The organism is Citrobacter sp. Cb023 (assembly GCF_030336805.1).
GTDB classification, from domain to species: Bacteria; Pseudomonadota; Gammaproteobacteria; order Enterobacterales; family Enterobacteriaceae; genus Citrobacter; species Citrobacter braakii.
Genome location: NZ_JAOWCV010000038.1, coordinates 407,116 through 428,969, shown reverse-complemented (window position 1 = coordinate 428,969; position 21,854 = coordinate 407,116). Strand labels below are relative to the sequence as shown.

Below are 21,854 nucleotides of genomic sequence, written 5' to 3'. Positions count from 1 at the left end.
TCATTTCCCTTTTGTGACGTTGTTTGCATTCATGGCAGTTGGACCCGTTGGTACCGATCGTCCGGCGAGCATCAGCTGAGCCTGTTGCTGGACAGTATCCGGCAGGGCAGAGAAGGTTAATTCCCGGCAAGGGATCGACCCGACGTAACGCACGACGTCGCGCATACTCTTTACGTTCAGCTCGCACTGATAAAACTGCTGCTGACGCACCAGGTAGAGGTTATGCAGCAGAGCGTCGCTTTGAGCGCTAAACCCGCCGTTGCCAAGGTCGCTCCAGCCGTTAACGTTCAGTGGCACGCCGCCGATAAACGGCGAATGTTGCTCGTCAGTTAACTGGCCGAGCCAGGTGTAGCTTGCCGTGGTTTGCACGTCCCGGCGGAGCAGTTTGCCAGGCACCATAAACAACGTTCTGCTGCCTGAACCTTGTGTGATTTCACTGCTGGCACCCCGCGAGACATCCAGCGATTCGTTAATCGTCAACGTAGTCTGCTGATAGCCCGGCACGGCGAAGAGGGCGCGGCTATTGCCTGGAATGTCTGCACTGCCGCCGTTATCCAGCGACACGGCAATGCTCGGATCCTGGGAATCTTCCGGTGTGGCAACGTTAACCGCGATGGCTGAAGCAGGACGTCCGTCGCTCCAGCGGCCCAGCCACAGACCAGAGCGCGACAGCGCAAGCGTGGAGTTGTAATTGCCGCTGCTGCTCAGGGTATGGCGCCGATCCTGACGATCCCAGACATCGCTGACTGTCAGGCTCCCGTTGCCATATCGTCCGCCCTGGCGCGTGTAGGCAGAGGTATTGAGTGAATCGCTGTTAATACCTGATGCGCTCAGTCCATACTCATTCTCACCACGTGCGTCGGCATACCAGTTGTGCGCCACGTTATAGCTCAGCTGGTTTTTATCATGCTGCTGGTGCTGCCATGTCGCGCCCAGAGAGGTATAGCTTGTCGCATTGCCCTGACGGTTATGCGCCATTGACAGACTCACGCTCAGGTAGCCGCCTTTATCCCTGCCTTCGCGCGAGTCATCGTTACGCATGAAAAGGTTAATACTGCTGTTGATGTTCAGACCGCGCGTGCTGAAAGCCGTACTCAAGCCACCCTGCCAGGCCCGCGTGCGTGAGCGGGTCATATAAACCGACTCCCAGGGCAAGCCTGCATCGTGACGATCGTCACTGTCCGGGAGTTCCCGACGAGAAACGTACCGTCCTTCGTTGCGGTTATCCGAATATCCCAGGCTGGCGTACCAGGTGCCGACAGGAACGGAGAACATCACCGACAGGCTTCGGTAACAGCCATTTACGGCGTCATATCCCGCGCTTCGGGTATTGCAGTTTTCCGCTGATAACGCGTTGCGATAGAAGCTCAGTGAAAAGCCGTCGTTATAGCTGATTTGCTGAATATTACCGCGTTGTCCTTCGCTGCCGTAAAGGTAGCTAAACCGGGTCGAGAGTACGCCATCGATCGGACCCGCATTGAAACCACGACTCCAGTCGAGTGCATTTTCCAGAAAACGTTGGTTTTTCTTTATCGCTGCGCCACTGGTGAGTGCCAGCGTTGGAGTGACAGGCAGGCGGACACCCGCCTGCGCGACCGCGCTACGTTCATCGTTTTGATTGTTATTGTCGGTTTCGCCCGCCTGCAGGAACCACTCGACGCGGTCAAACGGCGTAATACCGGTGCGGGTAAACGGTATCTGCTCGGTACGTGTCAGCCGGTTATTTTCATAGACGGACAGCGTCACGGTATAGCTCCCATCGGGGAACGATCGCGTGTCCAGGGTCTGAGCCCCGGCATTGAGATAAAAACTGGCCAGCAGCTGATTGCCCCGGCGGGCGTCAATACGCGCATCATGGGAAAGCAGCACGGTGATGGGGGTACCCTTTGAATGCTGAACCGGATTGATCCATGCCCTTGTCGAGCCTGTGCGCAGGCCGCGAATTTTGCCCAGCGGCAGTTGGCTGAGGTTGATATTCCCACCAGCATTACTGAACAGATCGCGGGTATCCATCTCGCCTAACTGAATATAGTACTGACGCCAGATATCCTGGCGAAACCAGGCATTGTTGACGGTTATTTCTTGTTGCTGCTGGTGCCTTGAACGCTGCCCCAGCCAGGTCCAGTCGAGATTAAAGTAGCCGTCCTGCGTCATGGCCAGCGCGCCATTGCCCTGAACGGTGGCTGACTGGTAATCCCTGTCGGCAACAAAATTGATATTCTGTTGATGGATCAACGCATTCTCAGTGCCCTGCGTAGGCTGATACCACTGGTTTTCTGTGGTCTGTTTAGGCAGAAATTTCTTGTCCAAAAACAGGCTAATGCGCGCGTTATTCTCATCATAGATAATGGCCGCACGATGGGTATCAATGTAATCACATCCCGTTGCGGAGCCATTGCTGCTGCACGCCAGGTTGCCGTTACGGGCAAGTGGAACGGCGAGAGCTGCGGACACGGTGGCAACGAGGGCAGGAGCGTCATTAAACTGACGTTTGATAGCCGCGACCACGGTTTCGGGTGCGACAAAACTTACCGATTCAAGTGTGATATCCGTTTCAAAAAGGCCAAGCGATTCGCCATAGAGGTTAACCTCTATCCACAGGCGCTGCGTTTTCGCCAGATCTTCGAAACCTGCCGGGACGGCCATCTCGGCGCAGGCGAGTTGGATGGATGCGGGTAATAAAGCAACCAAGAGGAGAGTATTTCTGTGAAACGCCATGACCAAGCCTCGACATCATCCTGACGTCAGAGGGTGGGCACCCTCTGACGTTATCCCTTATGTACTGTGGTGTTACGCACCGCCTTCCGTGGTCGTCGCCTGCGTCAGCATCAGGCTGACAACGCCGCTGTACTGACCGGTTTTCAGAATGCCTTTGGTGGTCTGAGAAATGGTCAGTGGCAGTACCGCTGAACCGTTTTCAATGCTGCCTGGGAACAGTTCAGTTCCGGTAAATTCGGCATCGGTGGTAGACAGTGTTTTATCACCCAGAATCACCGTCATCGGTACAGTCTCGTCGCCATCCATATTGGTGAGCTTAGCTGCGCTAACGAGGCGCACTTTGACATTGCTGGTGGCGGAGTTAGACCACACCTTGGTGTTCAGGCGGTAGCTTTCCAGCCCACGACCTGGCAGGTACTGCATGTCGATGCTGGCCGGCAGTGGCGTGTTATCGGCCTGAGTCATATCCAACTGTGAGTCAACGCTGGCGTTGACGGTAATATCTTTTTGAATCGCCAGCGCGCTAAAGGACGAGGCCATCGCGGCAACAATCATCAGAGGTTTAATATAGTTACGCATTGATATCTCCATATTTACAAATGAGCACCTTGGCTCTTTAAACAAACTACGTGGGTTTTTACTGTGCCGTCGTGTTATTGCACGACGGGTAAATCAGCTTCTTCAGCGGTTTTATTCACCCAGTTGAAGTAGCGGAACTTATATTTCTGACCCTGTTTCATAGTGAGCGTTTTTAATTTCCGTTCAGTGTCCGGATAAATCGTCGCGTCTTCTTTTATCCATTTACACGATGAAATAGCATCACAAATACCAATCTCTCTGAGCGGCACACGCAATGTGCCGTTGTTTTTTAACGTTCCCCGGCGAGGGTCAATCGACAGTGAAATTACGTTTTCTTCTGGAGCAATGTGGACCAGTGCACCCCAGATCACATTGACACCTAATGTCGCCATTGCTGCAGGGGGTTCTGCCTTGCCCGGAATAATGCTGTCAGGTTGTTTTACCCCTTCAAAATAGACACGCCAGGTGGTCTCTTTTTTCGGCGTTATAAGCGATACCAGACGAACAACGCGCATCGCGCCTGCAGCCAGAGCAAATTTCTCGGGCGTAACCACCACGCCACCTTCTTTCCACGAAGCGACGTCAATTTCTTTTTCCTGGGCCGTTCCGGGATTAAGAATTTTCTTTTGCCTCACGCGAATGAACTGAATATCATCCGTTTTTGAAGCCACCTTTATTTGCGCCGCACCGGATCTGTCTACATTCAGCTCCATGGGATACACGCTCATATTGGCCATTGTCATTTCTGAGAAAAATGGCAATGACAGCGCGGCGACATAAAAGGCGGTTGTCATGCTCACTCTTTTTTTCTGTTTCACAATCAGTCTGCCTGCTCTGAGTTTAAAGGCGGCGCGTTAACACCAGGACACCGTCTGCTTTCGTATCGCTTCAGGGCAGGGAAACTTTAACCAGAACAGCGGTTTGTGAAAATTTGTATTAGTTAACTCGTTATATACAGTTTTTTATCCTGCTTTTCTGGCTTTAAGGTTGTATAGTTAAGCGAAAATACCGCGGCCAAGGATGGGAGGAAAATTCCTTCTGATGAAAAAATAAGCAGGTCAGGGGGCGGTTTTCATATCGACGTACCAGGGAATAAAAAGCATGCGGTAACAGCCGAGAATAAAAGATGTTTTTTATATGCAATAATTCGTTGTTATTTGATCCTGAAGCACATGCAATAAGTCTTGTTGGACAACCCGAGTCTGTATTAACACTTTCGGCGCCAGCCGTTCGTCTTTTACAGGAATTCATTAAACACCGAGGACGCGACTTAAGCCGGGAGGAATTGATCGCTCGCGTGTGGGAAGAATTTGGCTTTACGCCATCAGGAAATAATCTCAATAAAGCGGTAAGCGAACTGCGTAAAAGTTTCCAGTCTCTGGGAGAGGGGCACGAATTGATCGTCACTGTCCCGCGCTATGGTTTCCGTTTTGATGCTGATGTGATTTTTCAGCCTGGAGAGAAAATTCAAGCCGTTGATCCGCAACCCCCCTCAGCGCAACAAGACGTTCTGCCCCGGCGAGTATCCCTGAAAAAGTGGTTCAGAATAGGGGCATTGATTGCCGTGCCGTTGGGAGCGATCTTTTACGTTAGCCGCCCGCAGGAGATAACTGTTCCGGCGAAATTAAAGCCGGTCCAGGAAAAAATCGCGCGTTGTAGTCTCTGGGTCATCGAAGATCATGGACGGCCGTTAGTGCTATCAAAATTAGCAGAGCGACTGGAGGCCAATGACGTGGCTTGCGAGCGCGAGGAGTATGCTATTTATTTTTTCAGCGCCCGTTTTTCGCTTGCAACTGCTGATGAACTGTTTATCGGGGCCTGCCCGGTCAATAAAACACGTCTGTGCAAGACCATTCGCTATAAAAACGGGGCTGGAAAATGAAAATAAGGCTTCTTTTTGGACTGGGCGGAGCCCTGGTCGGCGGCGCGCTGGCGCTATTTTACTATTGCGGCGCGACGGGAAAAAGCGATGTGCTGGCCTGCAGCACTGAATTTAACTTTACGCGCAATGAAGGGAAAGCAAGTGAGGTGAAGGTAAATGCCCTTGCTCAGTTCTATTTTCATCGGGACGGTACAGGGTTGACCACCTATAAAGGTGCGGCAAGAGCTGGCGGGCAAAATTTTATCGTTGACAGGGATGTAGACTTTACGTGGGAGCAGCGGGACGATGACAACGTCATTGTATTGACCTACACCAAAACCTGGCTTCGCCACAATGACAATACGCCGAATGCCCAATGGGGGAGTTTCGCCTATCCGACCTCACGCTACTACCTGACGATCTCTGAACTTTCACCTGCTGTGTGGCTTATTCAGGACCGGCGCTATCCTACCTATATCTGCCGGGGTCAATAAGGTATAAAAAAAGAGAATGCCAATGGCATTCTCTTTTTTCGTATCAGTGATGCTGATTAATCGCGGCTGGCGAAGCCCAGAATGCTCAGCAGGCTGACGAAGATGTTGTACAGCGAAACGTACAGGCTGACGGTGGCACGGATGTAGTTGGTCTCACCGCCACGGATGATATTACTGGTTTCAAACAGGATTGCGCCTGAAGAAATCAGAATAAACACCGCGCTGATCGCCAGATGTAAAGCCGGCAACTGCAGGAAGATATTCGCAACCATACCAATCAGCACCACCACGATCCCTGCCATCAGCATACCGCCGAGGAAGGACATGTCTTTCCGCGTGGTCAGCACGTAGGCTGAGCAGCTGAAGAAGACCAGCGCCGTACCGCCCAGAGCCATGGCGATAACATCACCCATGCCTGCAGACAGGTATGTGTTCAGGATCGGTCCCAGAATGTAGCCCAGGAAGCCGGTGAAAGCGAAAGCTGACAGAATACCAACCGGTTTATCCGCCGTTTTATAGGTCAGGAACATCAGACCATACATACCCACCAGCGTCAGGATAAGCCCCGGAGAGGGCAACATCAGTACGGTACTGGCAGTCGCAGTGAGCGCCGAAAACGCCAGCGTCAGGCTGAGCAGGAAATAGGTATTGCGCAGCACCTTATGCGTGCTGAGTAGCGATGTACGATCGCGTGAAGAACTAATAATACGATCCATGAGTCACTCTCTTATGACAGATGTAATTAATGATGGAGGATAATGAAATCAAGGGGAATGACACAGCGGTTTTACCCATCTTTACGCATTTTAACCCGCCAGGCTTAAGCATATTATTTCAACAAAAGCTCCCGAATCAGATGTTAGCACTATATGTGTAAAAATGCCTGTTAGATATCTGCCAGGTAACTGAAAAATATTGCGTTATTCCTGTTTCTCTCTGACAGTGACAGCGGTGTCTACATAAAACAGAGCAATAAGGTAAAGGGAATGATTCAACATAAATCGAAGATATTGACGTTTACGCTGTTGACTGTCTGTTTGATGTCTATCAACGGCGCGGCGATGGCGGGAAATGTTCCCGCAGGAACAATTCTTGCAGAAAAACAGGAACTGGTCAGAAACAATGGCAGTGAGCCAGCGTCGCTGGATCCGCATAAAGTCGAAAGCAACGTTGAGTTTAATTTAATCAGCGATATGTTCGACGGACTGGTGGCGGTTAAGTCGGATGGGTCTATCGAACCCCGGCTGGCCGCGTCCTGGGAGAACAAAGACAACACCGTCTGGACCTTTCATTTACGTCCGGGCATAACCTGGTCAGATGGGTCTGCCATCACCGCACAGGATGTCGTCTGGAGCTGGCAGCGTCTGGTCTCACCGCAAACAGCTTCACCTTATTCCTCGTATCTGGGCAATATGCACGTAGCAAACGCCCTCGATATTGCCCAAGGGAAAAAAGATCCTGCCGATATCGGGGTCAAAGCCCTGGATGATAGCACGCTGGAAATTACCCTGACGCAGCCAACGGCGGCTTTTCTGGCGATGCTGGCGCATCCGTCACTGGTTCCGCTGGATAAAGTGCTGATCGGCCGCTTTGGTGATAAGTGGACCCGGCCAGAACATTTTGTCTGCAGCGGGGCGTACAAGTTATCGCAGTGGGTAGTCAATGAGCGCATCGTTGCCGTGCGTAACCCGCATTATTGGGACGATCGGCACACCGTCATTGATAAGGTCACTTATTTGCCCATCAGTTCAGAGTCCGCAGACGTTAACCGCTATAAGGCCGGCGAAATCGACATTGTGTATAGCGTCCCGGTCAATCAGTTCGCGCAGTTGAAAAAGACGATGGGCGATGAACTCCATGTCTCACCTCAGCTTTCAACCTATTACTATCAGTTCAATACGACTCGAGCGCCGTTTAATGACCCGCGCGTGCGCCGTGCGCTGAATATGGCGTTAGATAAAGACATCATCGCACAAAAGGTGATGGGGCAGGGACAACGCGCGGCGTGGGTTATCAGCCAGCCGGAAATAGGGGGAGTGCAACTGCATGCGCCGGAATATGCGGCGTGGCCGCTCGAAAAACGCATTACCGAGGCTAAGAAACTGCTGGCTGAAGCTGGTTTTGGCCCTGAGCATCCGCTTAGCCTAAATCTGCTCTATAACACCTTCGAAACGCACCAGCGTATTGCCATTGCCGCATCGTCAATGTGGAAGAAAAACCTCGGCGTAGAGGCGAAGCTGCAAAATCAGGAATGGAAAACCATGCTGGATACCATGCACACCGGTAATTTTGACGTCGTGCGCTACGCATGGATCGCCGATTATGATGATGCCTCAAGTTTCCTCAATATTTTCCGTACCGGCGATAGCGAGAATACCACCAGGTACAGCAATCCCGCTTTTGATGACGCGATGCGCAATGCGGCGAAAGCATCTTCGCTGGAGGAGCGAGGCAAATACTACCAGCAGGCTGAAGACCTTTTAGGAGAGGATGTGCCAGCGATTCCGGTTTACCACTATGTCCGCACGCATCTTGTGAAGCCGTGGGTGGGAGGATTTGCGCCAGATAACCGGGGAAATTACTACACCAAAGATATGTTCATCAAAAAACATTAAGCGCTGTAGCCAGTATTTGTGCTGAATAAACGGTCAATCTGTTGTTATTTCAGTCGATTAACAATATTTTGGCTGTTTTTCAGGCAAACGAACGCATTGGTGCTTTACAGGTCCGTTCGGGATGTTTATAGTGCGCCTCATTGGAAGCGTGGCCGAGCGGTTGAAGGCACCGGTCTTGAAAACCGGCGACCCGAAAGGGTTCTAGAGTTCGAATCTCTACGCTTCCGCCAAATTTGTAATAAAATCAATAACTTAAGACATGGTTTTGATTTTATGGTGCATAAAGTGGTACAAAAAAAGCCCGTTTATACGGGCTTTTTTTACATCTAAAATCCGTCCTTTCTCACTAAAAATCCTTTCAGATACTTATCCCTCAGGTGAGGGCAAATCCATTTCGAACCGTGCTCTGTGAAGAAATCAGGGAACAATCCTCCCCGCGTTAAGTCCTCTAACATACTCCGAGCAGGTAAAGCGACATATCAGCATGGCACCCTGTAGCCCAAACATGTCGCGCTGATGGTTTACTGGACAACCGATTGTTCTGTCGGTTAAAACAGCTAAAGAGAGCGTAATGGATGGCAGGAGGATGGATGAAAAGAAGTGAAATCAGGAAAGCACTGGAAGCATGGTTTGATGTCGAGCGCTATGAGGCGATAGAGAAGCTAAGCCTTCAACAGTTTTATGTGGAGATTGAGCGGCGTATCTTGGCCTACAGGATGTTGTTGAGCCGGAATACCATACCAACCTTCAACAGACTACTACTGGATGATTACCGCAATAAAATTTTGCGAGGCGAAATCTTCTTCAGTGGTGATACCGCGACCCTTGGACATGAGCTTGCCAGAACCTATGCAGTAAACCCTACGACACGAAGCCACGCGCAATTTTATGCGAAAACGCTGGCATTAACCGAAGCCACTCCCGACCTTTCCGCGTTAAGCGAATCCGAATTTCTGTCCGAGTATCTAAAACAAACATCGCTGAAAAACCTTGCCCGAATCACTGTCGATATTCATCTGGAAGAGGCATCAACTGAAGAGATCATTGAACATCTGAAAGTGTTAATCCCCCAATGGAAGAGGAAGCTAAAGATGAAAGCTCCTGCGGAACGGGAGTATCGTTTTGGTAAAAGCACGTTCAGAAAAATTATTGAATATCGACTTATCCCGATGATGGACTTGATTTTCTGGGGTGAGGACAATGGCGTCAAAATCCCGCTTTCACTGATTTCTTCGCTGCTTCACGAAGACAGCGACAACGATCGTGATGAAGGAATGCTAAAGGCAACGGACTACCCGCTGGCAATGGCTTTTCTGACTGATACAAGCTATCTAAAATCGCTTGAAGATTACATCATGCAAAACAACCACTTAAAAGACTCACCTGTGGATAAGCATGTTGAGGACGATAAGAAGAAGAAAAAAACAGCCAAGTAAAAAGGGTTACGTTCGCCGTGAGCGAACGTGATCGTATCCAGCATTAACGAATCTTTTTTCGTTCACCTCCCTTCATATTTTTCAAAAAACTCTTTTATGAACGCCCCTAAAACGTCATAAGCGAATTCGCTATTATTGTTCTCGTCGCAACAACATAGAGAAAAACGAAATCTTATAGAGATTACGTTAAACAATAGAGGACAAACAATGAAAGAAAATAATGAAAACAACGTAAAACGATTTATCCGTGTTCCAGATGTTCTAAACCGAGTGGGATTCAGTCGCACTACCTTATATGAACGTATCAAGGAAGGAAACTTTCCAGACAGAGTAAAAATAGGACCAAGGTGCGTAGCCTTTGTCGAGAGCGAGATAGATGAATGGATTGAAGCCACTATTCGTAACTCTCGTCAAAACGCAGCATAAAACATAAATACAATTTCCGGGCGAAGGGATGTTTTCGCTCAGGGACTCTTATTATCTTAAATAATGAAAGGACAATATATGAAAATAGAACTTAATACGACAGAGCAGTTTATGAGTGAAGCAGCGGATTCGTATAATCGTTATATGAATAAACGACTACGAAACCAGCCTGTGCATTTCTACCACCTACTGAAAAATAAGGAGGGTATGAACGAAGTGATTGAAAATATTATCGAGAAAACAAAGAGCAGTTTTTATGGGACTGAAGGTGAACAAAAAGCGGAACGGATCTCCGGGAGTGTTAACTATGTGAAAGTAAAACAGCATCTTCGTCGGCTTTGGTTTGTCTATAAGTGTGTATACCGCTGATGCTTTTACAAATATTTTGCTACTTCAATATTAAACTAAAGAGGAAATAAAAATGAATACATTTAAAAATAAATCTACTGAAATCTTTTATGTTGTGTCGTTGCACATCTATGCCAATCTTTTTAACTCAGAAGATAAAACGACCAGTAATATGATTATAACGCATGTAATGGATCATGAGTTTGTCTGTAAGCTAATCGATCTGGCGATGAGAAATGCTGAGAAACATCTTCTGAAAAAAGCATGGAAAAAGAACGCTGCTGAAAAACTGTCTGAGGTGGATTTTAAAGAGGTTAAGCAGGCATTAGCCAAAATGCACTACACTGTTCTGGCGGAATCCCTATGCTGACAAGTACTTATTTATATAGGCCCCGTCATGGGGCTGATAACAAACCTGATTTGGAAGCTAAATAATGATAGTAAATAAGTTCTAATAAAAGAATGTGTTCTCAATGTTAGGTAGTAAAAATACTATATCCAAGGAGCCAAAAATGATCGATGAGTTTCATGTTATGTATATGTATAAGAAAATCCAAGCAGAAGCCGCAACAACAGATATGAAAACACTTGAACAGCTTTTGAAGAAGTTCAGCAGCGTGGTTAACGAACGTCGTGAAGAATACTATCAGGAGATTGGTGAGAAAAAAGCGCGTAAGTTGAAAATGAAAAGAGCACAAAGATTGCTTGAGAAAATGGCATGTGACGGGGTTTCGCCAGAAGATCTCATTGACTGATAAGTGTTCTGTATAATAACGTATCTATATCAAAAACATGGAGGTGGTTATGGGCTGGGAGCTTCACATAGTAAGAACGGAACATTGGTTCGATAGCGCAAGTGCTCCAATCAGTAGTGAAGAATGGCTCCAGCTTGTTAATGATGATAAAGAACTCTCCATAGATAACAAGAATGGTGATTTTTTTGCTACATGGAGTGGGCATTGTGAACTCTATGAACCTTGGCTTGACTGGAGTGATGGAAGGATTTCAACAAAACATCCTGACGAAGCCCTTTACTGTAAAATGTTGCAGATAGCTGAGAAGCTACATGCGGTAGTTGTTGATGAGGATGATCACAAATATTCACTACCAAGTGACCTTATGAATCCGTCATGGCTGAATTCATCACCAACCTACAAAAAACAATCCTTATGGGGAAAGTTAATTTCAAAAGTAAAAACTATATTTTAATTGTTGTTTAGCCAGATTCTATCTGGTGCACAAATAATTAAGAATGATGCTAGGGAACTAAGATGATTATAAATGACATTTTTAAAATATCTGAAACAATCACATCCCCATTTCACTATATATTCAAGAGGAAACTTTCATGTTACTTATATCAGAAGAATATTATTAAAATTCTCGGTGATGTCAATCATGTCAAACTACGAGGGTGGTATAATCCATGTGATTTGATGAATGCCAGAGAATTTAGAGGAATGATTAATTCGCTTTTTCAACACAGTGATTATCATTTTTCCACTATGGATATAGCTGCTGCAATTAATATTGCAACAGGTCATTATTCTGATAATGAATTTAACAAGTTCAGCCATGAGATTATTGATTTCTCATATCACATATCACATGAAATAAAGCAATCAATAATTAAAAATAAAGTAATTCGAGATGGTTTGGTTGATTATGGGAAAAACATTAGCTTAATTGATATCAAATCAGAACGGACAGCAATTGAATGCCTATTTAAGGATAAAAAAGAGTTGTTTCGACATTACTTTTCCACGTTCAATGATACTATCTATAATCATAGCATTCAGATTTGGCATCAAGGCAATGATAATACGTGGATTGACTGGACCGAAAAAAATTCTATACGCATAAACATTAACCCCTATAAAATTCGAGAGGGTTTCTTTTTAATCGGATTTGACTATCGTGATGTCACAAATGATAAAAGGTTGAATGTTGCCAGTAATAAAGATGGATATGAATACTTTAATAAATGCTTGAAAAATAGTTCACGTGTATGGGTGCAGTAAACAAACAACAATTGGCAAGGAGCAAGAGATGAGACGATTCTAATTTTCATTAATGAATCATCACTATTCTGTAGCCATTTGTTTTGGATGGGGTAATTTCAACTTTCTGTTCGAAGCCATCTCAATTGTTGCATGTTAATTACTGATAGGGCGAAAGTAAAACCGCCAAATTATATTGACGGTCTTAGAGTGATCAGAGCGCAAAGTCTTCCAGCGTTTTACCAGATTCGATAGCAGCAGCGATTGCTTTAGGAGTACGCCCCTGACCCGTCCAAGTCTGTTCATTACCATTTTCATCTGTATATTTGTATTTGGCAGGGCGAGGAGCACGAGTCGATTTGGCTTTAGGCTGAGATGATCCAACAGCAGCAAGAAGTTCAGCCGGGTCAATACCATCTTCTAACAGTTTCTGACGGAAGGCTTCAAGCTTAGCCTGACGTTCTTCTTGTTCTTTACGGACAGCACTTTCTTCCTCACGACGATCTTCAACGACAGCAGAGAGTTTTTCCAGCATCTCTTCCAGAGTTGCCAGATCTGTTTCACGAGCATGTGCGCGAAGTGTACGAATATTGTTCAGTGCTTTGAGAGCTTCACTCATAGTATGTCATCCGGTGTTTTAAAATGGGCGTTTAATAAAAATAATGTATGCGCTGTTGTTGAACAATCAAAAGCATACCTGTTATTAAATAATATAGTAAATATTGTCGGTTAAGCAATACAATAAATCTCATTTTACACGGATAACATAGGACAGTTCTTTAACGAGACATTTTCCTGCGCTTTTGGCTTGATGGTTCGAACTCTGGCGAGATATGAGCGAGTTGCTCAAGGCTTTGTTCAATTGAACGCTGGAACTCCAGAGCGACTCCTGTACGCTGTTTTATGACTAAGGCAATTATTTCTTCATCGCTTTTCTCAAGGAGATTTCTTCTATATAGGCTATACGTTTCAAGCTTATCAATGTTTTTAGAGGCAAAAGCGGAAGCTTGGTTAACAGGGTTAAGCTCATCGATAAATTTATCAAGCATAGATTTTTTCTTCCTGTCCAGACGGCGTAGTTCGGTATGCGCAGATTTGAACTTTTGGGCTTTAATCAAAGGAACATTATCAGAACGTAGTCTACGATATTCATTTCTGTATTCTTCTATCGAAATGTGATTTTTTAGTTCTTTGATTGTATCTAAATACTGGATTAGATCACTGTTATCTGTTTTTACTTTTCTCATATAAAACCTCGTTAATAAAAATAGTGGATATATTTATATTACGAGATGTAGTGTAAGTGTCAAATTACAGTGAAATATTTTATCGATTATTCTGTCTCTTCAAATAGGTATTTGGGCATTTCATCAGGGTGCTGTAGCTTTAAATCTTCATCATCCGTAGATGGTTCACTATTTCTATCCATATTATTGCTTTCATCAGTATCTGATCGAAAAGTATAAACGTTCTCAAACCTTTCTTTCTCATCAACAACAAATCCCTGTGCCTTTTTGACATTCGGGCGTTGTTTTGCGTTGATAGAATGCGCTTGTCCTTTAAGGAATATATTGGAGTTCATAAAGAGATCTCCGTCTTTATCAATAATGATCCCTTTCTTTTTGAGCTTTTTAAAAACAAGAGACATATTTGATTTTTTTATGTCTAAGTCGCGGCATAGCTTTGCCTGCGAGATATGAAAGCAGTTTCCAAACTCCATGATGTTTAAGATCCTTGCGATGACTTTCAGTTCGTTCTTTGAAATATCAAGCTCTGCGAGTTGCTGGAAATTTTTCGTGAACATATGCACATAATCAACATCTTTCTTGATGGATTTGATGTTTTCTTTTCTTGAATAGATATTGGTAGTATCTTTATGTGTGCTGTGATAATGCTCGAATATCTGTACTTTCTGTTCAGAGGTGAAATGGTGATCATCAATATACTGCTTTAGTTCAAAAGGTGATAAGTCGTTAAGGGATTTAAAATCTATTTGTGCCATTGTATTTTTTCCTTTTATTGTTGTTTTAATTAATACATAACAGATTAAACACTACCGTCAATAACAAAGTCAAAAATAAGTGGAGAAAGTTTTAAAATAGTGGAGGGCTATCCATTGAGTATGATGAATAAAAAGACTATTACTTTCTGGCTGGAATAAGTTTACTGAGAGTGGAATGTCCGCCAGTTATTAAATAATAGTTTCAATACGGAACTATGGTTATAGTTTTTGCTAACCATGGTTATAGGAAACTATAACCAGAGTTATAGATATCGATAACCATAGTTATAGGAACCTATAACCTTTTTTCTGTAATCTATTGTTTTATATGAGAAATAACGGCTGTAATATAGTAATAAGTTTAATAGAGTAAAAGGGAATGTGTGCCTGTTGAATGGCACCTGCTGTTTTATGAATGACGCTGGAGGTTTTAATTAATGAAAATGAGTGGCATTAAAACTTGTTTTAATTTTTATGTTCAGAAACGTTTTGCGATGGAGTTTATTTGTGCCTTATGAAAATGGCACCAATGGTGTAATCTGTTTTATTTTTCATATTATGTCATTACAGCGAAGTGATTGTTTTCTACAATCACGAACTGCTGCTTTTATTGTGAGAGATTAATAAATTTTCCTTTTACTTTGTATGCGTCTTCGACACGATCTTTTTTGGATAAATCCAATATTAACAGGGGCAAGCCCTGTCAGCAGAGTGATTGTCACCAGCAATCACAAAGCGCTGCTACCAAGGATATAGTTTTCCTATGCGTTTAAGAGCAAATGCTATATATAGAAGGTGAGATCTCATGTGCGAATGTAGGATCCGAAAACTGATCCGTTCGAACATTTATCTTTATGTTGAGTACTTTGTTTTTATTGATTATATATTAAAAACATTATAATGGTTTGTATCAGTGTAAGGGCATAGCCGTGCGTCAGCACATTGATGATTTTTTCAAAAGAAGTTATAAATAATAAGTAAAATGTCATTTAAGAAATTAAAATTTGATTTTTACTATGGATCGAAAGTATTAAACGGAAATAATAAAAGGAAATGTTATGATAAGAATAATAAAAATAAAAGTATTTATTCCCACAGATTTAATCGAAAAGGTTAATAGAAACTACACACCTGTTTTTCAGGATTAAGAGAAAGCTATATACAGTGATGAAACTTTAACAGTCTTGGCTGGTTCCGGTGATATCAGAATACATAACTCGTTGGGATATCCCGTTGCTGAATATAAAAATGTAAACCTCAGTTTAGGGATTGAACCCTTAAATCCCTTGATAAGAAGAGATCTAAGTCTTGGATATGTGGTAGTCTTAAGAAACACGGAAAATCGTCAGGACATAAACAACACGTTAGATAAATCCTTACCAAGTGCATTAAGCATCTTTAAAAACCATATCTGTTCATATGAAGCTGGTAATAGTAAGATGCGATAAGAAGTGATGTTTCGGCAAAGTTTTTATTTTCTTATCCGTTTCTTCCGTCATACGGCCTTGATTGAAGAAGGTGCAACACTGACAAGTATCTTCTTGGCTATAGAGCCATGGAAGGCGTTGTTAGCAGCTTATCTGGACAGAGATGTTGGTGCTTATATAGATGAGGTAAGAAAACCGTCCGGGCCAACGACATGGGATATTGAATGGATCGGAATTGACCGTCGAAGCTCTGTTTATCGCGCTTACAAGCGTCAGGATATGGAAGAAGGGGAAGATTTTTCGACCTATTTTAATCGCGAACGATTCCCGACTGATGAGTTTGACATAGAAAGTAGCTGTGATGCTTCAGGCTTCATCAAAGGGGATAAAGATCGCTGGAGTATCAGCGGTGATGTTCATGAGATAAAGAATCTGCCAGTAATCCTCTATAGCAAACAGACATTGATGACTTCAGCGAAGGACGGATTGTTGAAGAAGTACGTATCAGGGGTGAAGAGTTCCAAGCATAGCTGCTTTGTTTATGGCGAAACCTCGTTTTCTTTCAGTGAGGTAATGGAAGCTATCTTCATCAGTGGGCTGTTCTTCTATGCGCCAAGAGACGCCGCCAGTAGTCTTGATGAACTGAAAGCGAATGTGGCTGAGTTGGAAGAAGAACTGGCCGAGGTATCAAAAACGGAGCTGGTAGCCAACGAAACAGATAAAGAACCTACTATAGTCGTAGCTGAAGGTGCTTTTGATTCGGTTGCTGCTCATATGGAGTCAGAAGCTGAAGAGTGGCAATCCGTTAAGAAGCTGTGCCAGCGAGAAGGTGAGCTACCCATGCGTATTGGTAACATTAAAACTGCTGTGCCTCCAGCTTTGTAGTTTTTTAAGAAAATAAATGTTGTAAATATGTATCTATATTTTTTATAATGTAAAAGTGCTGGGTGAAATATCATCTCCGTGAATGCGATGGGATGAATGATTTTTATATGTAATTTGATCAATGCCATTTGGAATGGTTTTAGTTGTCGACGGCTGTTTTTATATCCAGTATGATTTTATACGTATCCAGCAAAATGTTTTTAGATGCTGTTTCATGAACTCCGGTTGAAAGGTTTATTCTCTGCTTTTGGGAATAATAGTTAAAATGGAGATAAGTGTAATGACGTTTAGTAATGAAATTGAAGTTTTCATAAAAGATTTTGTTAAAGATCTGGAAAATGATTGTGCTGCTATTTTTTCTGGCGCAGGGATGTCTAAAAGTCAAGGTTATGTCGATTGGAAAGAATTACTTAGCGATATAGCAGAAGAGCTTAGTTTAGACATTAATAAAGAAGACGATCTAATATCGCTTGCTCAATTTCATGTTAATGAAAAGAAAGGGGCTACAAAACTCACGAGGAAGATAATCGAAGAGTTTTCTGAGCAAGCAGAACCATCAGAAGTTCATAATATAATTGCACGTTTACCAATTAAGACATTTTGGACAACAAACTATGACACTTTAATTGAAGATAGTCTACGGAAAGTTTACAAGATTGCAGATATAAAAAGAAACATAGATGATTTAAATACAACCCGACCTAAGCGAGATGCGATAGTATATAAAATGCATGGTGATATTTCGTCTCCCTCCAAGGCTATTTTATATAAAGAGCAGTATGAAAAATACTACAGAACACACGCCTCATTTATTACCGCACTTAGCGGGGATTTAATATCAAAAACTTTTCTATTTATAGGATTTAGTTTTACCGATCCAAATCTTGATTATATTTTGAGTCGTTTGTATACTCATTCTGGGGATAAGAGAGTACATTATTGTTTTATGAAGAATGAGGCTAATAATTCGCTAGATGATGAAGAAACAGTTGCGTACAAGATCAGAAAACAAAAGCTGCGAATTGATGATCTCAAGAGATTTGGCATACAAGTATTATTAATAGATGAATATTCTGACATCCCTATAATTCTAGCTAAGATAGAACAGTCATTTAAAAAGAAAACGATATTTATTTCAGGTAGTGCAGAAAAATATGGGGGGCTTGAAAGGCCGAAAGCATTAGACTTTATTCATACATTATCATATGAGATTATAAAGAATAATTATAGGATAGTGAATGGATTTGGATGGGGCGTCGGAAGTTCTGTGATAAATGGTGCGTTGGATGCCATTTATAGTAGGCCAGATAAATTATCAGAAGAACAGCTTATAGTTAGACCATTTCCTCAAACTGTCAGTAAGGGGAAAGATATTCAAGAACTTTGGGAGGAGTATAGACAGAGAATGATTCCTCTTGGTGGTATTGCATTGTTTATTTTTGGAAATAAACAAGAGGAAAATAATGATATAGTAAATGCTAGGGGAGTATTTAGAGAGTTTGAGATTGCTGTTCAACATGGTCTTGTACCAATTCCTTTACCCAATACCGGGTATATGTCTGAATATATATTTAAACAAATATCACAAGATCCTAAGAAATATTATGGAAGTAATGAATGGATATATAATGATTTGTCTGAGCTTACTGAAAAAGATTTTTCGGTAAAAAAAACAATAGAAGCTGTAATAAAAATCATAAACAAACTGAATAAATAATATATTAGGTGAAGTTATGGCTCATGAAACATTTATATCATATAAATATAGTGAAGCACAGGATTTAAGAGACAAAATTGTCAAGGCATTAGGTGATGACGCTGTTTACTATAAAGGGGAGACATCGGAGTCTCCTGATATAAGTAATACAACAGTAGATAATATAAAGAACAATCTTAAAAATATGATATTCGGGACATCTGTTTTAATTGTAATTATTTCCCCGAATATGATTAAAAGTAAATGGATTGACTGGGAAATTGAATATTCATTGAAAGAATACAAGAGAGGTGGAACTACCTCCCGAACTAATGGCATTGTTGGTGTGATAATGAAGGTTAATAATAGTTATGACTGGTTAGTATCTTCTTCAATCAATCCTGATGGATGTTCATCAAGAACTATTGATACAACTAAACTATATGACATTATTAATAATAATAGATTTAATCTGACGTCAGAAGATAAATATTGTTGCCCAGAATGCAAATCATATGATCAATTGACAGGCTCATATATTTCATTGATAGAAGAAGACCGGTTTTTAGCAGATCTATCTTCATACATTGAAAATGCTTATGATAAATCTAAAAAATTAAGTTCCTACAATTTATCTAAACAAAAATAGATAATAATGAAAAGGGCCACAGATATTTGTGGCCTATATTATTAATCCATCAAACCGCGTGAAGTTTTACTGGCTGTCTGACTAAAATTATAACGTTCCACAACATCACCCTTAAACCAAATATCCAGCGATTTAATATGTGCTGTACTGCTACTGGTCAGTAGAGCGAGGCCGGGAATATAGTTAGATAGCTGGCTTTCTCCTGTCATGCTGGAGTAGCTCCACATCTCTTGCCCATCGTTCGTGGCGTGTGTCTGTGGTTCTCCGAACGCGGTAATGATCTGTTGTTGGGTAGTTTTTCCTTTGACAATTTTTAGCTTTACCGTCTGCTGATTTTCATCTGTAAGGGATTTATTACCGTGTACGGTACAACTGGCAAGTGGAAGAATAACCAATACAGCAATAAGCATCTTTTTCATTTTAGGCCCATAGGTAGATAATAATTAAAGATAACGGATTAAAAAACATATTGTTTAAAGACAAGAAGCCAGCGTTCGCACAGTTCTTGGTTTGAAGTGGTTTTATTCTTTAAGGGAACATTAATTTTCCACATGGGATTTTTAATATCATCGGTTAAGATATTAATACCTGAGCGTTGATTAGCTAAAAGCTGTTCTCTTCCGTTAGCGATAGCAGCATTATTCATACCTCTCAATGTTCCATTGCCGTAAAACTTTCCACCCTCTGAAAGCGTATAATTGATCTCTCTGATATTGTCATAAGAATATGTCTTGTCTCTTTCTTTATCGAAAAAACGAATGGTGCGCTGTTTGGTATCTATGACGATCCCGGTTCTCTGACATTCATAAGATAAAACATCGCCATCCAGAACTTCTGTAAAGCTGTTGTAGTGCTTTTTCTTCTGTATATCTACTGCGGTCATGATAACGACGAAGAGCACTACTAAAAATACGATACCTGCTGCTTCCACTCTTACTTCCTCCATGTAAATGAGTTAAAGGGGCTTGGCCTGTTCACAGAACTCTAAGGAGTTTCTACCTCTTATGGCGCTGCGACTAAGGCTCTTGTCCCCGTCTCTCAAGCCTATCAGACTGTAAAAATATGATCGATTTAAAAGATCAATAATTGATTATTGATAGATTTTAGCGATTAAAAATGCGTTATCGATCGGTAATCAATTGTTATAAACGATCAAATTTTTAATTATGATAGATAAAAACTATCATAAGATTGTTTTTGATCGTTTTAAACGATATGACGAGCCTCAAAAAGAATTGAATCCTATCAATTGGTTAGGCGGTGGCTTTGATCACTTTCGGCAGCGAGGAACTGACGTTGAGGGGCATTACTTCACAAAGCTTAACCTTGCTGGCCTTCTCTGGGTATAGGGCCAGATTGCCTTGGATTGACTGCGATTAATAAGGAAGACTATATGCGTAAATTTTGGTTGGTAGCTGGTGCCGCAGTTTTGATAGCTGGTTGTGGCGAAGAGAGTGGTTTCGAAAAAGCCATTAATGAAAAAATCAGCAAAGACGGTGTTTGTTATGGTTTTAGTAAAGAGAACAACGCTAAAGTATTTGATGATTTTAAACTCGGTACTCCTGTAAGGGTCAATATTTACAGCAAAGATGATGAAGATCCTATTTTAATCGGTTTGAAAAATTCCGGCTTGCTGAACATTTCATACGAACAGGAAATGTTTAAAAGAGTCGTAATATTAGAAACAACAGATAAAGGTCGTAAGACAAATTTTTGGGATAGAAATAATGGGACCTGCATCGGTCATCGAACTGTTGCTGAAATCACGAACTGGACCGAACCAAGTGATAATAACGGTCAAAAAGTCACTCAGGTCTCGTATTCATGGAAATTGTCTGGTATTCCGGGTTGGATTGATAAACAAGCATTCATTGCCGCAGGTATTAATGGCATTGATAAACCAAAAGAAAGTGAGATTATTTTAGTTAAAACACAGAAAGGCTGGAAGGCCAGAGGATTATAAAATCCTATAGACTTAACAAGGTAAATAAGTCATTTACCTTGTTAATATTAACTTTAATGCGAGATTATGATTATGGGTTCATGGGCTGGTATGATTATAATGGGATTAGTGATGAACATCTCATCTATAGTTCCTGCTTTATTTTTAAAAATAGAGAAAAGAGTAAAAATATCAATTTTAATACGAATCTATTTGCTATCTGTTTTCTTGATACTGACACTTATTACATTGACGACCAATATTATTGGCGAATATTCAACATTTCCTGTTTGGCTACCAATAGCATCAGTCGTATTTTTCATGATTTCGTTAACGGCATATATTAAATATATTCGTCAATATATATCAAAATGGAAAAGGAGAACTATTGTCCTTCTTTCATTCTTTATTGTATATGCGATCAGGTTTAATGCCTTGTCTATTAATACAGGCGCAGGGTATGAGATAACATCATTTGGAGTTGTATGGACGTCAATATTTTTATTTGCATGTTTACTCGCTTACATTGGAACATCAGATACGAAGAGCTTAGATGCCGCCTATTATTCATTGACCACAAGGACATCTGAGCCACGTAGGGATAAAAGCTATGCCCCTCAAGTAGAGATCGATTATGATGTTGCGATTAAAGGTCGTTCTGTATTAAACGAGCCTAATTTAAGCCTTGTAGAACAGCAGCGTTATAGAGAAGCATTGCAAAATAAAGAAGATGAGTCGTGTTCGAACTGGTAAAATCAGTTCCGCTTTGAAATGAA

23 protein-coding genes, 1 tRNA gene and 1 pseudogene are annotated in these 21,854 nt (G+C 42.3%); 16 read left to right on the top strand and 9 right to left on the bottom strand.

Features of this window, described 5'->3' with window-relative positions:
- From OGW44_RS15900 to OGW44_RS15890, 3 genes are all read right to left on the bottom strand, one after another.
- Entirely contained in the window at positions 1-2,718 is a 2,718-nt protein-coding gene (locus OGW44_RS15900; protein ID WP_185654332.1) for a TcfC E-set like domain-containing protein, read from the bottom strand.
- Positions 2,719-2,790: 72 nt separating this feature from the next.
- Entirely contained in the window at positions 2,791-3,297 is a 507-nt protein-coding gene (locus OGW44_RS15895; RefSeq protein WP_016152497.1) for a CS1 type fimbrial major subunit, read from the bottom strand.
- A gap of 74 nt (positions 3,298-3,371) precedes the next feature.
- A complete protein-coding gene (locus tag OGW44_RS15890; RefSeq protein WP_185654333.1) occupies positions 3,372-4,115 on the bottom strand; it encodes a fimbrial protein in 744 nt (247 codons plus the stop codon).
- Positions 4,116-4,423: 308 nt separating this feature from the next.
- On the opposite strand from OGW44_RS15890, the gene OGW44_RS15885 reads away from it, so the two are divergent.
- Both OGW44_RS15885 and OGW44_RS15880 read left to right on the top strand, forming a co-directional pair.
- Positions 4,424-5,179: a winged helix-turn-helix domain-containing protein gene (locus OGW44_RS15885; protein ID WP_185654334.1), complete on the top strand. Its 756-nt coding sequence runs from the start codon at positions 4,424-4,426 to the stop codon at positions 5,177-5,179.
- Entirely contained in the window at positions 5,176-5,652 is a 477-nt protein-coding gene (locus tag OGW44_RS15880) for a hypothetical protein (protein WP_019076424.1), read from the top strand. The genes OGW44_RS15885 and OGW44_RS15880 overlap by 4 nt, the downstream gene beginning before the upstream one ends.
- 56 nt (positions 5,653-5,708) lie before the next feature.
- Here the strand turns inward: OGW44_RS15880 and yccA are convergent, their stop codons facing one another.
- Positions 5,709-6,368, bottom strand: coding sequence for an FtsH protease modulator YccA (yccA, locus tag OGW44_RS15875; RefSeq protein ID WP_016152501.1), 660 nt, complete (start codon positions 6,366-6,368; stop codon positions 5,709-5,711).
- Between the two features lie 270 nt (positions 6,369-6,638).
- On the opposite strand from yccA, the gene OGW44_RS15870 reads away from it, so the two are divergent.
- The 9 genes from OGW44_RS15870 to OGW44_RS15830 all read left to right on the top strand — a co-directional run bounded on the left by OGW44_RS15870 (position 6,639) and on the right by OGW44_RS15830 (position 12,498).
- The gene (locus OGW44_RS15870; RefSeq protein ID WP_185654335.1) at positions 6,639-8,267 is read left to right on the top strand and encodes an ABC transporter substrate-binding protein; all 1,629 of its coding nucleotides are present in this window, start codon (positions 6,639-6,641) and stop codon (positions 8,265-8,267) included.
- 142 nt (positions 8,268-8,409) lie between these two features.
- A tRNA-Ser gene (locus OGW44_RS15865) sits at positions 8,410-8,497 on the top strand.
- 360 nt (positions 8,498-8,857) lie between these two features.
- Complete coding sequence (locus OGW44_RS15860) at positions 8,858-9,703, top strand: DUF6387 family protein (RefSeq protein ID WP_185654336.1); 846 nt, start codon at positions 8,858-8,860, stop codon at positions 9,701-9,703.
- A gap of 207 nt (positions 9,704-9,910) precedes the next feature.
- Complete coding sequence (locus tag OGW44_RS15855) at positions 9,911-10,129, top strand: helix-turn-helix transcriptional regulator (protein ID WP_185654337.1); 219 nt, start codon at positions 9,911-9,913, stop codon at positions 10,127-10,129.
- A gap of 78 nt (positions 10,130-10,207) precedes the next feature.
- Complete coding sequence (locus tag OGW44_RS15850; protein WP_185654338.1) at positions 10,208-10,498, top strand: hypothetical protein; 291 nt, start codon at positions 10,208-10,210, stop codon at positions 10,496-10,498.
- A gap of 52 nt (positions 10,499-10,550) precedes the next feature.
- Positions 10,551-10,847: a hypothetical protein gene (locus tag OGW44_RS15845; protein WP_185654339.1), complete on the top strand. Its 297-nt coding sequence runs from the start codon at positions 10,551-10,553 to the stop codon at positions 10,845-10,847.
- Positions 10,848-10,989: 142 nt separating this feature from the next.
- Positions 10,990-11,232, top strand: coding sequence for an H-NS family histone-like protein (locus tag OGW44_RS15840; protein WP_064345159.1), 243 nt, complete (start codon positions 10,990-10,992; stop codon positions 11,230-11,232).
- A 49-nt stretch (positions 11,233-11,281) separates the two neighbouring features.
- Entirely contained in the window at positions 11,282-11,686 is a 405-nt protein-coding gene (locus tag OGW44_RS15835; protein WP_185654340.1) for a thioredoxin domain-containing protein, read from the top strand.
- Positions 11,687-11,913: 227 nt separating this feature from the next.
- Positions 11,914-12,498: a hypothetical protein gene (locus tag OGW44_RS15830; protein ID WP_260490213.1), complete on the top strand. Its 585-nt coding sequence runs from the start codon at positions 11,914-11,916 to the stop codon at positions 12,496-12,498.
- Between the two features lie 193 nt (positions 12,499-12,691).
- On the opposite strand, the gene OGW44_RS15825 is transcribed toward OGW44_RS15830, so the two are convergent.
- From OGW44_RS15825 to OGW44_RS15815, 3 genes are all read right to left on the bottom strand, one after another.
- Positions 12,692-13,096 carry an H-NS family histone-like protein gene (locus OGW44_RS15825; protein ID WP_185654342.1) on the bottom strand — a complete coding sequence of 135 codons (405 nt, stop codon included), beginning with the start codon at positions 13,094-13,096 and terminating at the stop codon, positions 12,692-12,694.
- 160 nt (positions 13,097-13,256) lie between these two features.
- Positions 13,257-13,724, bottom strand: a complete 468-nt coding sequence (locus OGW44_RS15820) for a DUF4756 family protein (RefSeq protein WP_185654343.1) — start codon at positions 13,722-13,724, stop codon at positions 13,257-13,259.
- Between the two features lie 86 nt (positions 13,725-13,810).
- Complete coding sequence (locus OGW44_RS15815; protein WP_185654344.1) at positions 13,811-14,479, bottom strand: DNA-binding protein; 669 nt, start codon at positions 14,477-14,479, stop codon at positions 13,811-13,813.
- A gap of 1,472 nt (positions 14,480-15,951) precedes the next feature.
- On the opposite strand from OGW44_RS15815, the pseudogene OGW44_RS15805 reads away from it, so the two are divergent.
- From OGW44_RS15805 to OGW44_RS15795, 3 genes and pseudogenes are all read left to right on the top strand, one after another.
- A pseudogene (locus OGW44_RS15805) lies at positions 15,952-16,791 on the top strand (hypothetical protein); the annotation flags it as partial.
- 280 nt (positions 16,792-17,071) lie between these two features.
- Positions 17,072-18,508, top strand: coding sequence for an SIR2 family protein (locus OGW44_RS15800; protein ID WP_185654345.1), 1,437 nt, complete (start codon positions 17,072-17,074; stop codon positions 18,506-18,508).
- A gap of 16 nt (positions 18,509-18,524) precedes the next feature.
- Positions 18,525-19,136, top strand: coding sequence for a TIR domain-containing protein (locus tag OGW44_RS15795; RefSeq protein WP_072071808.1), 612 nt, complete (start codon positions 18,525-18,527; stop codon positions 19,134-19,136).
- A 41-nt stretch (positions 19,137-19,177) separates the two neighbouring features.
- Here OGW44_RS15795 and OGW44_RS15790 read toward each other — a convergent pair whose 3' ends face one another.
- Positions 19,178-19,555 (bottom strand): SEN1984 family lipoprotein, encoded by a 378-nt coding sequence (locus tag OGW44_RS15790; protein ID WP_185654346.1) that lies wholly within the window; start codon positions 19,553-19,555, stop codon positions 19,178-19,180.
- A 38-nt stretch (positions 19,556-19,593) separates the two neighbouring features.
- On the bottom strand, positions 19,594-20,067 hold the full coding sequence (locus tag OGW44_RS15785; protein ID WP_117344139.1) for a DUF4755 domain-containing protein: 474 nt from the start codon (positions 20,065-20,067) through the stop codon (positions 19,594-19,596).
- Positions 20,068-20,529: 462 nt separating this feature from the next.
- Between OGW44_RS15785 and OGW44_RS15780 the strand changes: the two genes are divergently transcribed.
- Together OGW44_RS15780 and OGW44_RS15775 are read left to right on the top strand one after the other, a co-directional pair.
- Positions 20,530-21,099 carry an SEN1982 family lipoprotein gene (locus tag OGW44_RS15780; protein WP_185654347.1) on the top strand — a complete coding sequence of 190 codons (570 nt, stop codon included), beginning with the start codon at positions 20,530-20,532 and terminating at the stop codon, positions 21,097-21,099.
- A gap of 72 nt (positions 21,100-21,171) precedes the next feature.
- Complete coding sequence (locus OGW44_RS15775; RefSeq protein ID WP_185654348.1) at positions 21,172-21,831, top strand: hypothetical protein; 660 nt, start codon at positions 21,172-21,174, stop codon at positions 21,829-21,831.
- The last annotated feature ends 23 nt before the right edge of the window (positions 21,832-21,854 follow it).